General features: G+C 36.6%; 13 protein-coding genes. All 13 read left to right on the forward strand.

Annotated elements, in window-relative coordinates; genetic code table 11:
• The first annotated feature begins 285 nt into the window (after positions 1-285).
• The 13 genes from ACQKNX_RS00090 (at position 286) to ACQKNX_RS00150 (ending at position 14,057) form a co-directional block, all read left to right on the forward strand.
• Positions 286-537 (forward strand): phage holin, encoded by a 252-nt coding sequence (locus tag ACQKNX_RS00090; protein ID WP_401019012.1) that lies wholly within the window; start codon positions 286-288, stop codon positions 535-537.
• Positions 538-628: 91 nt separating this feature from the next.
• The gene (locus ACQKNX_RS00095) at positions 629-2,713 is read left to right on the forward strand and encodes a DUF2339 domain-containing protein (RefSeq protein ID WP_427427011.1); all 2,085 of its coding nucleotides are present in this window, start codon (positions 629-631) and stop codon (positions 2,711-2,713) included.
• Positions 2,714-3,023: 310 nt separating this feature from the next.
• Positions 3,024-3,482 (forward strand): type IV pilus modification PilV family protein, encoded by a 459-nt coding sequence (locus ACQKNX_RS00100; RefSeq protein WP_427427012.1) that lies wholly within the window; start codon positions 3,024-3,026, stop codon positions 3,480-3,482.
• Positions 3,483-3,488: 6 nt separating this feature from the next.
• Positions 3,489-3,923 carry a PulJ/GspJ family protein gene (locus tag ACQKNX_RS00105; RefSeq protein WP_427427013.1) on the forward strand — a complete coding sequence of 145 codons (435 nt, stop codon included), beginning with the start codon at positions 3,489-3,491 and terminating at the stop codon, positions 3,921-3,923.
• A complete protein-coding gene (locus ACQKNX_RS00110; RefSeq protein WP_427427014.1) occupies positions 3,923-5,437 on the forward strand; it encodes a DUF7305 domain-containing protein in 1,515 nt (504 codons plus the stop codon). Before ACQKNX_RS00105 ends, ACQKNX_RS00110 begins: the two co-directional genes overlap by 1 nt.
• Positions 5,438-5,757: 320 nt before the next feature.
• Positions 5,758-7,113 (forward strand): VanW family protein, encoded by a 1,356-nt coding sequence (locus tag ACQKNX_RS00115; protein ID WP_427427015.1) that lies wholly within the window; start codon positions 5,758-5,760, stop codon positions 7,111-7,113.
• Between the two features lie 18 nt (positions 7,114-7,131).
• Positions 7,132-8,802, forward strand: coding sequence for a GspE/PulE family protein (locus ACQKNX_RS00120; RefSeq protein WP_427427016.1), 1,671 nt, complete (start codon positions 7,132-7,134; stop codon positions 8,800-8,802).
• A gap of 12 nt (positions 8,803-8,814) precedes the next feature.
• Positions 8,815-9,867 (forward strand): type IV pilus twitching motility protein PilT, encoded by a 1,053-nt coding sequence (locus ACQKNX_RS00125; protein ID WP_427427017.1) that lies wholly within the window; start codon positions 8,815-8,817, stop codon positions 9,865-9,867.
• Entirely contained in the window at positions 9,864-11,069 is a 1,206-nt protein-coding gene (locus ACQKNX_RS00130) for a type II secretion system F family protein (protein WP_427427018.1), read from the forward strand. Before ACQKNX_RS00125 ends, ACQKNX_RS00130 begins: the two co-directional genes overlap by 4 nt.
• Positions 11,070-11,173: 104 nt before the next feature.
• Positions 11,174-11,665, forward strand: coding sequence for a prepilin-type N-terminal cleavage/methylation domain-containing protein (locus ACQKNX_RS00135; protein WP_427427019.1), 492 nt, complete (start codon positions 11,174-11,176; stop codon positions 11,663-11,665).
• A gap of 111 nt (positions 11,666-11,776) precedes the next feature.
• Positions 11,777-12,751: a type IV pilus biogenesis protein PilM gene (gene pilM, locus ACQKNX_RS00140; protein WP_427427020.1), complete on the forward strand. Its 975-nt coding sequence runs from the start codon at positions 11,777-11,779 to the stop codon at positions 12,749-12,751.
• Complete coding sequence (locus ACQKNX_RS00145; protein WP_427427021.1) at positions 12,751-13,344, forward strand: PilN domain-containing protein; 594 nt, start codon at positions 12,751-12,753, stop codon at positions 13,342-13,344. The genes pilM and ACQKNX_RS00145 overlap by 1 nt, the downstream gene beginning before the upstream one ends.
• Positions 13,341-14,057 carry a potassium transporter gene (locus ACQKNX_RS00150; protein WP_427427022.1) on the forward strand — a complete coding sequence of 239 codons (717 nt, stop codon included), beginning with the start codon at positions 13,341-13,343 and terminating at the stop codon, positions 14,055-14,057. Before ACQKNX_RS00145 ends, ACQKNX_RS00150 begins: the two co-directional genes overlap by 4 nt.
• Positions 14,058-14,073 lie beyond the last annotated feature (16 nt).

Consider the following 14,073-nt stretch of genomic DNA (forward strand, 5'->3'; position numbering starts at 1 on the left):
TATATTATGTAATGTTGTAAATTTTAGTTCTTAGAAAAGGTTGTAATCGCCGGTAAGTCGGTGTGAATCGCCGATTAACTAGTTCCAATCGCCGATAAAACAATGTAAATCGCCGACAAGCTAGGGCAAATCGCCGATAAAACTGTAACTATCATTAATAGAAATTGAAACGACAATGTTATTGGGAAGAAATCATAAATTCCTCTTTGTAAAGCTATATTTTTGCATATGTGCCAAGTCGTAAGGTGCATATACTGTAGTGAGGAAGGGGGGAGGTGAGCAAATATGAGAATTAATTGGAAGGTTCGATTCATGCATAAGCCGTTTGTATTAGCGTTGTTTTCCATGCTACTACTACTCGCTCAGCAAGTGGGAGCTATGTTCGGCTTTGATTTAACAAGCGGAATGAGCGAGCAACTAACGTCCATTTTAAATACAGTGTTATCGATTCTTGTTTTAATGGGGGTTGTTGTTGATCCGACTACAAGTGGCACCAGTGATAGTGAACGTGCTTTAATGTATCGCAGACCAAGATAAACATTTAATTACATTTTAAAAAAGTGTAATTTTACAATAGAATGAATATGATATAATGTAAGAAAATTCTAATAGCTAGGGGGATGATTGATTGTCGCTTGAAATGGAGCAGCGAATCGCTAAGCTTGAGAAGGAGATGGAAGAGTTACGGCAGGAGATGGATGTGTTAAAGCAACAACAGTCACAACAAAAGACAACTGTAAAAAATGTTAACCAATCCATCACTGTACAACCTGCATTACCAAAACCAACACAAAAACCAACACCAACACCAACACCAACACCGAAAACAAATGTTCAGCCACAGCGTTCATTTGAGGAGCAAATTATGTGGGCGCTCCCGAAAGTATTTATGGTTATTTTAGTGCTGGGCGTGTTATGGGGGCTAAAGCTAGTTAGTGATTATGGCTACTTATCGAACGAGGTGAAAATCATCCTCGCTTATTTATTATCAATTGCATTAGGGGCTATAGCTTATGTATTAGAGCATAAAAAGCTAGCATCACCAGCTGTAACCATTTCCTTATACGGTGGGGCATTTATCGTAGGAATTTTAACAACTGCGGCTGGTGCTATTTTATACGAGGTATTAGGCTTAACTTTAGCATTGTTCATTGCCTTTGGGTTTATTGTCTATGGTATAGCCATTAGCTATTTAAAGAAAAATGAGGTGCTTACTTTATTTGTTGCTTTTACTTCGTTGTTACTACCTTATTTACTAGAGTACATGAATTTTAGCGCGTTCATTATTTTAATTTTTGTTGTCGTCCTGTTTACGATGTTGCAATTTGTTATTCTTCAACATAAGCAAAAAATTGCGCTCTATGTCACAACCTTTTTCTCTATTATGGCAGTAAGTATTGTAGCGTTTATGAATAGTGACAATCGGGTTATTTTTGCAATAGGACTGCTTATTACACTTGCAATCTTTTATACGAGTTGGTGTCGCTTATATAATGCTGAATCTAAATGGAAGCATATTCATGCTGGACTACAATTTAGTTTAGGGATCTTTAGTTTACTCCTTATGAACCTAGTAAGTAGTCGGCTTGAATATAATGAGGTACTATTGCTTGGACTATGTATTTTGTTTGTAACTGTAGCGGGTTATAGCTATAAGCAAAAATGGCAGGAGGCATTTGATAGTGCTGTAACACTCGCATTTATTACACTTTGTAATACACTATTAATTATGAATATACCAGAAAAGGTTGATGATTTACTTTTACCATTCATGACATTTGCAGGTGTTATGATGAGCTTACGATTACGAGCAAGTTTAATGAAGGTCGTCAGTTCATTAGGGTTTTCAATTGCACTTATTTTAAGCTATATCGTACATGAGCCGACCCCATTTTTTAGTATAGGACATATTAGCTTAATACTGCCTGGCGTATACTTGTTAATTATTTATATGTATACAATACGTCAGAAGGAAACATTGAATGCTTTTGAGAAGATAATGAAGAATTTATATGTGACAGATATTTTAGCTATTATTACAGCTGGATACTTCCTTGCTTATATTGCTAAGCTAGATAGTGTTTATGTTACAAGTGCTAGCAATTTCCCGCATTTGATGAGTATTGGCATAGTGATACTGTTTGTGGGCTCGCTGTTGCTACCTGAAAAATATAAAGGCCGTGCATTAACGCCAGTTGTCGGTCTGTTTTTCCTTCTCGTTACGCTCATGCTCAGTGTGATTCCCTATAATGTACAAGGAATTGTATGGTTAAATATTGGTACTAGATTAGTCTATATTGCAGTATTTGTAGCTATCATCCTCGATTTACTGATGAAGGGGCGCATTTATCAAATTTATCAACAACATATGACGAAATTTTTAGATTCAATTGTTAGCACAAGCGTGGTATTCACGATGATTGCACTATGCGGTCTAGTGTCACAGCTAGCCTACAATAATCTACTGGATTGGAAACTAAGTATTGCTTTAACAACAATAACACTATTCTTGTCGGCAAGTTTGTCACTATGGCTCGGCTCAGTACGACACTTACGAATACTTCGGCTTTCTGGCTTTGCCATTCTAGCCATCGCATTTGTAAAGCTTATATTCTTCGATTTATCGGCACTCGATTTATTAATAAGAGCAGTACTTTTCATTGCAATTGGTGGAATTGGTATGCTGCTGTCGGGGCGGTTGTTGAGGAAATAATAATGCTAGGTGAAAATCTATATTTTTCATATAAAGACCGTTTACTAGTTATTACTAGTAAATGGTCTTTTATGTTATAGGAAAAAATCTGGATTTGGTTCTTTATATTCATTTTATAATTGAAGAATATATTAAATAAATAAAATATCATATTGATAAGGAGTATTGTAATTGTTGAGTATATATGAAATAGTATAAATAGCATACTGTAAAGGAAATTTATTGAATGCTATCAGGATGTTTCATACTAATAAATGCCAGTAGTTTTTGTGGTTTACATAATTAATTTGAAAAATAGGGAGAGAGGAAAATGCAGCTTAAAAAAAGGGGATTATACAATAATAACCTGGGTTTTTCATTAGTCGAAGTCGTTGCTTCCATCGTCATCATAACTTTAATTTTATTATCATTTTTCGGTCTGCTTATTCAATCAAATAAAACGGGAAAAAGCTCTGAACAAATTATAGACGCAACTTATTTAGCGCAGCAAGAAATGGAGAAAATGTATAGCTATTTCAAATATGCTACTAAAGATACATGGGAATCGGCATTTCCTTACACAAAGGATGAAGCGAATTCAACAAGTAATCTTACTTTATACAATCCAACGATACCTTCGTATACTAAAAACAAAGAACAAATAATAGTGAAAGCAAAAGACTTATCACCAGATAATACAGTTAGAATTATCATAGAGGTTTATGATTCTAGTGGTAAGGTCTTAAAGGCTAAAGTAGAGAACATTTTTAGTTTTGTGGAAAAGAGGTAGATTCTTATGTCGAAACTTCAAAATGAAAAAGGTATGACCCTACTAGAAGTGCTAGCTGCGACCATAATAGTAACTATCATTTCGGTATTTTTACTAAGCATTTTAATAAATAGTAATAATACTAGTAATAAACAAATGAAATCGAGCATGCAATTAACTGATGCAAGCTATGCTTTAAAAGTCATTACTAAAGATGCACGTAAATCAACACAATTAAAATCTAGTGGGGATGAATATACATTAAAAAACGATCAAAACTCGGAAGAATATATTTATAAATTTAATCGTGAGGATCAAATACTAACAAGAAATAAGGAAGTAATAGCTTCGAATGTTTCAAATTTTAAGATTGATAACATGGGGAACTATATTACGATTGAAATTACGCAACCAGGTAATAAACCCTTTTTATCAACTATCTATTTTAGAGGAGGGATTTAATGCTTAAATATATTAGACAAGAAAAGGGCTATTCTCTAATTTTAGTTGTTTTATTAGTTGCCTTAATATCCATTCTTGGAATCTCCCTTTTGACATTAACATCAAATTCGTTAAAAATTTCTACCAGTGAACGCGACGATCAATCGGTGTATTATATTGCAGAGGGAGGCTTAAACAAAACAAAAAAGAATTTCGAGCAACTCGTATTAACTACATATGATGAAACTCGATTGATATTCAACAAATTACCAGCTAAAGAGAAAACACCGGAAAAATTCAAAGCGCATTTTGTTAATGCATTTGAAAGTAGTTTAAACACCCTTCCTAGTTCATTAACTTATGAGGAACAATTTAAACAAAATCCTATAGCAGAGATTACAGTCAACCAAGTGAATTTAGAGCCATTGCAATATAAGATAAATTCCGAAGGGACATTAGGAAACAAAAATAGAATTGTTGCACAAACGATAACAATTAATTTAGGCAATGGAACTTCGACTGGATCGACTTTTACCAATACGTCTGCAATTCATGCTATAAAAAATATCGACATTGGCGGGGGTACATTTAATGGTGATGTTGTCTCAGATAGCGGAAAAATTAGTATTGATTGGGGAACTACTATCAATGGTAAAATTGGAACGACAGCAGAAAACTTTTCAAAGCCAACTTGGATGAATATTTCGAATGAGTTTATTGGATATGTAGCATTTCCTGAAAACATATTACCGTCTTTTCCTGAAAGTCTGTTTTCTAATTTAAGTTCAAAACCGCATACTAAGGCCATACAAGTAACGATTGATGGCCAAAAGACGCAATTAAATTTAGATAATAATTCAATTAAAATTGATGGTGGTGGGAATGGAAATATAAACGGTGTTGCAAAATTCAGTGGAGTTCTTCCTCTTACTCAAGATATGTATTTAAAAAATTTCACAGTTGCATCTAATAGAGTATTGACCATAGATGTAGGTGATTCAGATAAGAATTTATACATCGATAACTTTGCATTTAATGAACAAGGAAATTTTAACATAATAGGTTCAGGCAAACTGAACATTTATATAAAAGATAGCTTTAAATTTATGGGAAGTTCAACTATGAATAACAGTGGGAGTTTTGAAAACTTAAATTTATATTATAACGGGTCATCCAATATGGAGTTTGCTGGTGATTCTAGAACGAAGGCGTCTATTTTCGTTAAAACTGCATCAATTAAGATTGATGGTTCAGGTAGCATCCAAGGACGTATTTATTCAGGAGGGCCAAGTATTTCAATAGGTGGGGGATCCTTTAATCATAATACGTATATATATGCACCAAATGCTGAAGTGCAATTAAGCGGGTCAGGTACAGTGATTGGGGGGATAATGGCCTATAATTTGAAAAGTAGTGGTAGTCCTACTGTTACTTATCAAAAGAATTCAAGTTCTGAAATCACTTCTGGAGAAGAGATAAAGTATGAAGAAAATAATAATTTAACCATTTCTAATAGTATGCTTGAAGTAGAGTGATAGGTAAAAAATAATCGCTAAAAGCGAGGTGCTCTGTTATTAATTTCATCAAGCAACTAAGGTCTGAACTCGAGATTATACGGGTTTTGGCCTTTTTTTCGTTTTGTTTAACCTATTATTCTCCTATTAATTATTAATTAATTGAATAATATAGCACAAAAAATGATGTCGAAATTCTGAAACATGCCAAAGTTTGGGTAAAAAGGTATATTCAAACGAGATACCTTTGTAGTATTATAAAAACATAGATATATAGTAATGATTTTAAATAATATAATAGACATTCATTTTTTCAATAAATTAGTAAAGGTTGTGAGGCTATGAAATTATATTTGAAGTTGGGTGCGATTATAGTAGGTTTAGTTGTGCTGTTAGCTTTATGGCTTCCGAATCTAATTATAGATCGTGCGCTAGCTAAAGGGGATGGCTCCACAATTGGGGGCGTTTTAGTAAAAAATTTAGAAGAGGATGCAATAGAGGTAGCTTTGCAAGAAGCTATTCGTGTTTGGCAGGAAACGCCGATTACTGTTGAAGGTGCAGGTGTAACAACATCACTCGATCCAAAATTGTTAGTATTTGACGTCGCAAGTTCGGTGGCTGAATATCGTAATTTAACGGATAAGTCATGGTTTGCCTTCTGGGAGGGAAAACGGACAGTTCATATTCCTTTACAAGTCATAGGGAACGAGCAGCTGACAAAGCAGCTTGAATCTATGGGGGTATGGGAGGCAGAAACTACTTTAAATGAAGTAATAGCGCAAGCATCTAATCTAAATAAACATAGCATTGAAGCAACCGTTGCAGATACGACTTCTATGGAAGAAGAGCGATTAGCATTATCAATCGAGCATATCCCGGAAAATGCAGTAGGGGTTTTAGCACTAGTAAATACGTTAAATGACTTTATTATCCCCCCGAATGAGCCGTTCTCATTGTTAAGCGTTATAGGAGAAAAGGCAGAGGAAGCTAATAGTGAAGGGTTAAATTTTGTAGCTTCTTTAATTTATCATACGGCATTGCAAACAGAATTTGAGATTTTAGAGCGCCATGCACAAGACAAAAAGATGGAGTATTTACAACAAGGTTTGGATGCAGCAGTCAATCGTGCATTAAATAAAGATTTGCAATTTATCAATTATGCCAATCAACCAAGTAAGTTAAAACTAATGATTGAAAACGACTCATTAAAAGTAGAATTATTAGCTCAAAACAAAGAAAAAGAGATTACCGTTCGTGTAAGTAAAGATAAAATCGTCCAGCCGCGAATCATTACTCGCTATTCAAAAGATTTAGCCATTGGACAAGAAGAGATTATCCAAAATGGACAAGAAGGTGTGCGCGTAGAAGTGTACCGATCGATAGTGGAAAACGGCAGTTCTCGGGAAGAATTGGTAAGCCGTGATTACTACGCACCAATCAATCGAATTGTTGTGCAATCTTCAAGACAGCCTGCAGTTAGTGATGGAACAGGAAATACTTCAAATGATGCGGATTTACAGGTTGATTTAGATGGGGACGGATTAGCGGATTTACCAGAACAACCTTCTAAAAATCCATCTACCAATAGTAACACTTCGAATACAAGTGGATCTTCAAATACGACATCGTCGAATGATCCGGAAATTGTTTATGGTTACTACGATAAAGGCGGTAATTTTGTACAAACAAGTCCGTAATGAGAGGAGCATATGCAAATGGCTGTAAGAACTGGGCGGAAGCGTTTAGGGGATTTACTTGTTGAATCGGGCGTTATTACAAATGAGCAGCTAGAGTATGCTCTTACGACGAAAACAAAGGAAGAAAAGTTAGGCGATTTTCTAATTAAAGAAAATATCTTAACAGAGCAACAATTAATTGAGGTGCTGGAGTTTCAATTAGGCATCCCACATATTCATTTAAATCAATACTCAATAAGCCCGGATTTACTTCAGCTCGTTCCTGCGGAGCTAGCAAAACGTGCAAATATTATTCCGATTCGACGTGAAAAAAACAAGCTATTTATCGCGATGGCGGACCCGATGGACTATTTCGCGATCGAAGAGGTCCGCATGGCGACAGGCTGTCAAATCGAAACAAGTATAGCCGCAAAAGATGATTTATATCGAACACTTACGAAATATTATGATTTACAGGAATCAATGGAAGCGGCATTGCAAGATATTGGGGCAACTGCTGGAGAAACACAAGTAGAAATCGAACGTGAAGATTCACCGATAGTGCGACTCGTCAATCAAATTATTGCGAACGGTGTTGCGCAACGTGCGAGTGATATTCACTTTGACCCACAAGAAACGGATTTACGGGTTCGATATCGTGTAGACGGTGTGCTGAAAACTGAACGGTCTTTGCCTAAGCACATGCAAAGTATAGTACTCGCTCGTATTAAAATTATGGGCAACTTAAATATTACAGAAAATCGTATTCCACAAGATGGACGTATTAAAACAAATGTCAATTTCAAACCAGTGGATATTCGACTTTCTACGTTGCCGACTGTTTATGGAGAAAAAGTTGTAATGCGTATTTTGGATTTAAGCAATGTGGCGAATGCGATAGATCAGCTTGGCTTTACAGAGCGCAATGAAGCATTTTTCCGTAAAATGATTGCGCATCCCAATGGCATTATGCTCATTACTGGTCCGACTGGTTCAGGTAAGTCCTCTACATTGTATGCTGCTTTAAGTAACTTGAACGAAGAAGGCGTCAATATTATTACAGTAGAAGATCCTGTGGAATATCAGCTCGATGGCATTAACCAAATTCAAGTGAAAGAAGAAGTTGGGTTAACATTTGCAAATGGATTACGTTCTATTTTGCGACAAGACCCAGATATAGTAATGATTGGTGAAATAAGAGATTTAGAAACTGCACAAATTGCTGTGCGTGCCTCCTTAACAGGGCATTTAGTGTTAAGTACATTGCATACAAATAGTGCGGTGGAATCTATTTCTCGTTTGCAGGACATGGGGGTAGAGCCATTTTTACTATCTTCTTCATTAGTAGGGATTATGGCACAACGCTTAGTGCGTAAAGTATGTCGAGATTGCGGAGAAACCTATGCTTTCACGAATCATGAACTCGAAATCATGCAGAAAAACGGTATTGAAGGGGTAACACATGGTAGACGTGGAAGGGGCTGTCCTTCATGCAATCAAACGGGGTATCGAGGGCGTATGGCCATCCATGAAATTTTACCAATCGATCGATCGATTAAAGATATGATTTTAAATCGTAGTGGAGATAGTGCTATTCGCGACTATATGAAACAAGAAGGCTATTACACGTTACTAGTAGATGGATTGTTAAAAGTTGTTGAAGGACAAACGACTACTTCAGAAGTATTACGTGTAGCAAATGTAGACTAGGATGTGAACCGTATGATGACAACATCGAGAAATATAGAAGAGCTTTTAACACGTTCATTTGAGGAAAAGGCGTCAGACTTACATTTAACAAAGGGGATTCCTCCTGTCTATCGCATCCATGGTCAGTTGGAGCATTACGGGACTGAACCACTTACTTCAGAGGAATTGCAAACGATGGTGGAAGCTATTTTACCTGACCATAAACGCCAAGAATTTCATGATAAAGGTGAAACGGATTTTAACTATTCATTGCCCGGGAAATGTCGCTTTCGTGTAAACGCCTATCATCAGCGAAATGAAATGACAGTCGCGGCACGTTTAATTGAAGCAAAAATTCCGTCCATTGAATCGTTAAATATGCCTCAGGTATTGTATCAGCTAGCTGAAAAACCACAAGGACTTATTTTAGTAACAGGTCCAACAGGTTCTGGGAAATCGACGACACTAGCTGCGATGATTGACTATATTAATGAAACGAAAGCAAAGCATATTATTACACTTGAAGACCCCATTGAGTATTTACATACACATAAAAAGTCGGTCATCAATCAACGAGAAGTAGGTGTGGATACACAAAGCTTTGCCAATGGTTTACGTGCTGCACTACGTCAGGACCCTGACATGATATTAGTCGGTGAGATGCGTGACTATGAAACGATTTCAACAGCTATTACAGCCGCTGAAACAGGTCACTTAGTTATGGCGACATTGCATACAAGTAGTGCACCAACTACGATTGATCGTATTATTGATGTCTTTCCACCACATCAGCAAGGACAAATTCGTGTGCAGTTAGCGAATGTATTAGTAGGGATTATTTCACAGCGTTTATTTATTCGAAAAGATGCAAAGGGGCGTATTGCAGCAACGGAAATATTAGTCCAGGCACCGTCCATTGCTAACTTAATCCGCAATGAAAAGGTACACCAAATTCCAAGTGTAATGCAGACAAGCCGTGCGCTCGGTATGCACACATTGGAGTCATCCATGCAGCAGTTGATTGCAATGGGGAAAATTTCGTTGGAGGATGCAAGACCATTTATGAATGCGGGTGAGTATCAGTGACCGTTTTTCGCTACAGCGGACGTACTAAAACTGGTACACACAAAAAAGGAATTATTGATGCAGTCAATAAAAAGGCAGCACTCGAAAAATTACGCACGCAAGGCATTAATGCGCGAGAGCTAGAAGAGTCGAAAAGCCTTTTGCATAAAGAATTAAATCTCGGCGGTAAAGTGAAGCATCAAGATTTCGTTATTTACTGTCGTCAATATGCAACGCTCATTCGCGCGGGGGTGTCGATCGTTGAAGCTACACATATTTTAGGTGTGCAAACGAAAAGTAAGCCGCTAAAAAAGGCTTTGGAGCAAGTTGAAGAGGACATCCGTAGTGGTACTTCATTTTCAGATGCAGCGGCAAAGCATCCAAAAGTTTTTCCAGTGATGTTCGTCAATATGATGCGTTCTGGAGAGGCGACAGGAAATGTTGATGACACTTTAGAGCGACTAGCAGGTACGTTAGAAAAGCAATTTAAAATTAAGAAAAAAGTGCAATCGGCATTAACTTATCCAGCTATTTTGTCGGTGCTGACAATCGCGGTAGGGATGTTTTTAATGATTTTTATCGTCCCAACATTTATGGCAACTTTTGAAGACATGGATTTAGAAATGCCGCTATTAACAGTTATTGTTGTCAGCGTGTCAGATTGGTTAGTTGAATTTTGGTATATAGTGATTGGCATGTTCTTGTTAGCAGTCATCCTGTTTAGATATTTTTATAACCATAATAAGCTCTTTCATTACAATGTGAATTATGCGGCACTACGAATACCTGTATTTGGTGTTTTAATGCAAAAAAATGTCATTGCTCGTATGACAAGAACATTATCTTCTTTGTTTAGTAGTGCCGTTCCGATTTTACATGCGCTAACGATTGTTGAAAAAGTTGTAGGCAATCCAGTTGTAGGAAAGGTCGTTATAGAGGCACGCGAAAATCTTGAAAAGGGTGGTACATTATCGGAGCCATTAGAAAAAAGCTGGTTATTTCCACCTTTAGTAACGCAAATGACATCAATAGGTGAAACAACAGGTTCGCTCGATTATATGTTAGAAAAAATAGCAGATTTCTATGAGGACGAAGTCGATCGCTCAGTCGATACATTAAAATCGCTAATCGAACCATTAATGATACTCGTTTTAGCAGGAGTTGTTGGTGTGATTGTAGCAGCGATTTTCCTACCGATGTTCGCACTCTATGAAAGTATGTAAACATGCGAAAACTTAAAGGAGGTGGTGTAGAAAATAACTGACGTCGTTACGGGTGTACGTGTTTTCGCACTAATTATAAAACATTATTAAAGGAGGAACACACTATGTTCAAAAAATTACTGAACAAAAAACTATTAAAAAACCAAAAAGGTTTAACACTTATCGAGTTACTAGCTGTTATCGTGATTTTAGCGATTGTTGCAGCCATTGCGATTCCTGCGATTGGGAATATTATTGATAACTCTCGTTATAATGCAGTAAAAGCTGATGCAATTAATGTATTAAATGCTGCACAATTATATTATACGGATAATCCAGGTGGTGAATCCGATGACAAAGGAGATGCAGGAGCTGTTACTACTATTTCTATAACTGTTGCTCAGTTGCAACATGCAAAATATTTAGAATCACGAGGTAAAATTTCAGAAACTGCTTCTGTTACATCAGGAAAACCACATGAACTTGATGGAGACTCTGAGCAAAAGGTGAATGGACAAGAAGTGAAATTTGAGAAAGCAACAATTAATGATATTAATGAAGATAAAGATAAGGGATCTAAATTATCAACAACAAAAACGATAAAACCCAAAAGTTGATTAGTAACCCTCCCAACTCACTCAGAAGCGTAGCCAATACTGCGCTTCTGGTTGGGAAATGGATGGTTAATGTTTAGACACTTCATTCAGTCAAAGGAGGCATCTTTTCACATGTTTAAAAAGAAAAAGAATTCGCATGTGTCGATTGAAATAAAGGATTATGTTTTGCGTGCGCTTGTGGCAAAAGGTGCTGATCCATCGCAGTGGAAGGGCTATGAGTTGCCATTGGCGCAAGGAATAGTCGAAGGTTCAATAATCAATGATGAAATCGTATTGTTTAATATGATGAAAAATCATGTTGCCAAATGGGCAGGCAAGAAGCAAAATGCACGTATTTTTGTACCAGATACTTCGGTGTTGCTAAAGAGCTTTGAGCATCCGCATGATGTTGAATCAAAAGAGTTAAAAAGCTACGCTGAAATGGAGCTTGGGCAAACGATTCATTTACCATTTCACGAGCCACTTATAGATGTTTATGATCCAACACCTAATGATGGACAAGCGATGTTATTTGCGGCTCCATCAGATGAAGTGAATAAAACGATCGGGCTGTTGCTCGATGCTTCGCTAGAACCGCAAGCTGCCGATATTCGAGCTTTATGTAATATTCGTCTATTAGAGCATATGCAATTACTAGAAATAGACAGAACATATTTAATAGCAGATTGGTCGATAAACGAATTGTCGATTAGCATTTATTCTTACGGTCAACTAGAGTTTTTACGTTATCAATCGTTTGAAACAAACTTAGCAAAATGGCAACCAAAAGAGCAGGAGGAGTTTAATTACTCATTCCATTTAATAGATGATCAAGATAATTATCAATTGACACTAACGGATCAAATTCTTGAAATTGATCGTATTATGAACTTTTTTAAATTCTCGTTACATAAAGGTGAGAAAAGTGTAGATGATATTTTCCTTTTAGGTGATAATCCTTTATTGCCTACGATTACTGAGTTTCTAAGTAATAATTTCACAACGCCCATTACAGTGTTAAATGATGCTATGGTACAAAAATCATTCCCTCAATTTTCTGAGAAGTTTGCGAGTCTAATTGGGCTGGCTTTGAAGGAGGTACACTGATGGTACCTGAAATTAACCTCTTACCGAATTTAGAAAAACAGAAATCAGCACCAATACTCTTATATATATTAATTATTGTACTAGTTGGTATCGTTTTAGCATTCATAATAATCCAATATTTCCAGGCGAGAGGCGAGATTACGAAATTAAATGCACAGGAAATAGAGCTGACGTCACAGCAAGAGCAGCTACAAATAGAATTGGCTGGTATACGAAATATGAATGCAGGTTCGCTAGAGCAATCGGTTCAATTTGTCAATCATGTAGCATACCCTGTGACACCATTAATAGATGAGACACAAGCATTATTGCCAGAGCAGACGTATTTACGGAATTATAAATTTGGTGAAACAAATATAGAAATTACCGCTGATTTTGAAACGATGTCAGCTATTTCAAACTATCTTGATAAATTAAACGTAAGCCCTTATTTTACGGATATTCAAGTTGGGACAATTGAAAATTTTGAGTTATCGATTGGGGAGCAAAGCGAAGTAAATTTGAAAGATAAATATCAGGAATTACCGCGTTATTCGGTAACCATTACATTGGCAATTGATTTTATTTATTTGGCTGGAGGTAGAGAATCATGACAAGCAGCAAAAACTCAGCGATTCTTCTGCTAACCGCATTAATCGCAGCCCTGTTATTTGCACTCTATTACTATTTATTAACCCCTAAATTGGAAGAGGTAGAGGCGAAGGAACGAGACGTTAGTGCACTTCAACAAGAAATTGCAACAATACAGGAGCAAATTGTTGCATTAGATACGGTACAGCAATCACATGGTGTAAGTGTGCTTTCTTTGCGAAAAAAAGTGCCTCAAACACGTGCTATTGAAGGCGTTATTCGAAATATCGAAGAAATCGAAGCAGTAACAGGAACACGGGTTGAAGCTGTAGAATTTAATAATTATGATTCACTCGTGATGGACTCTGCGATTATTGACCCAAACACGCCAGCAATTGAGGAGCAAGCGGTCAGTGACATAGCACAACAACTTACTGAAAATAGCGAGCAAGCAGATGGTGAAGAAGGGGATAAAGCATTACCAACGTCTACTATTGCTAAAGAATCATTACCAGCAGAGTTGAAATTAGTGACGTTTAGTATTGATGTTGTTGCTATAGATACGAAGGCAATGCTTGAATTTTTAAAGGAAATTGAAAAAATTGAACGTGTGATGAAAATCGACACATTAGATATTACATTAACTGGGGAAGAGGTTTTATTCGAGGAGGATGCAGATTCATCCATTATAGCTACCATTCAGGTAACAACCTTCTATTATGAGGGAGAACAATGATGTAAAGGCGCGCATA

The sequence above is a fragment of the Lysinibacillus sp. NPDC093712 genome (assembly GCF_050280025.1).
In the GTDB taxonomy this organism is placed as follows: domain Bacteria; phylum Bacillota; class Bacilli; order Bacillales_A; family Planococcaceae; genus Lysinibacillus.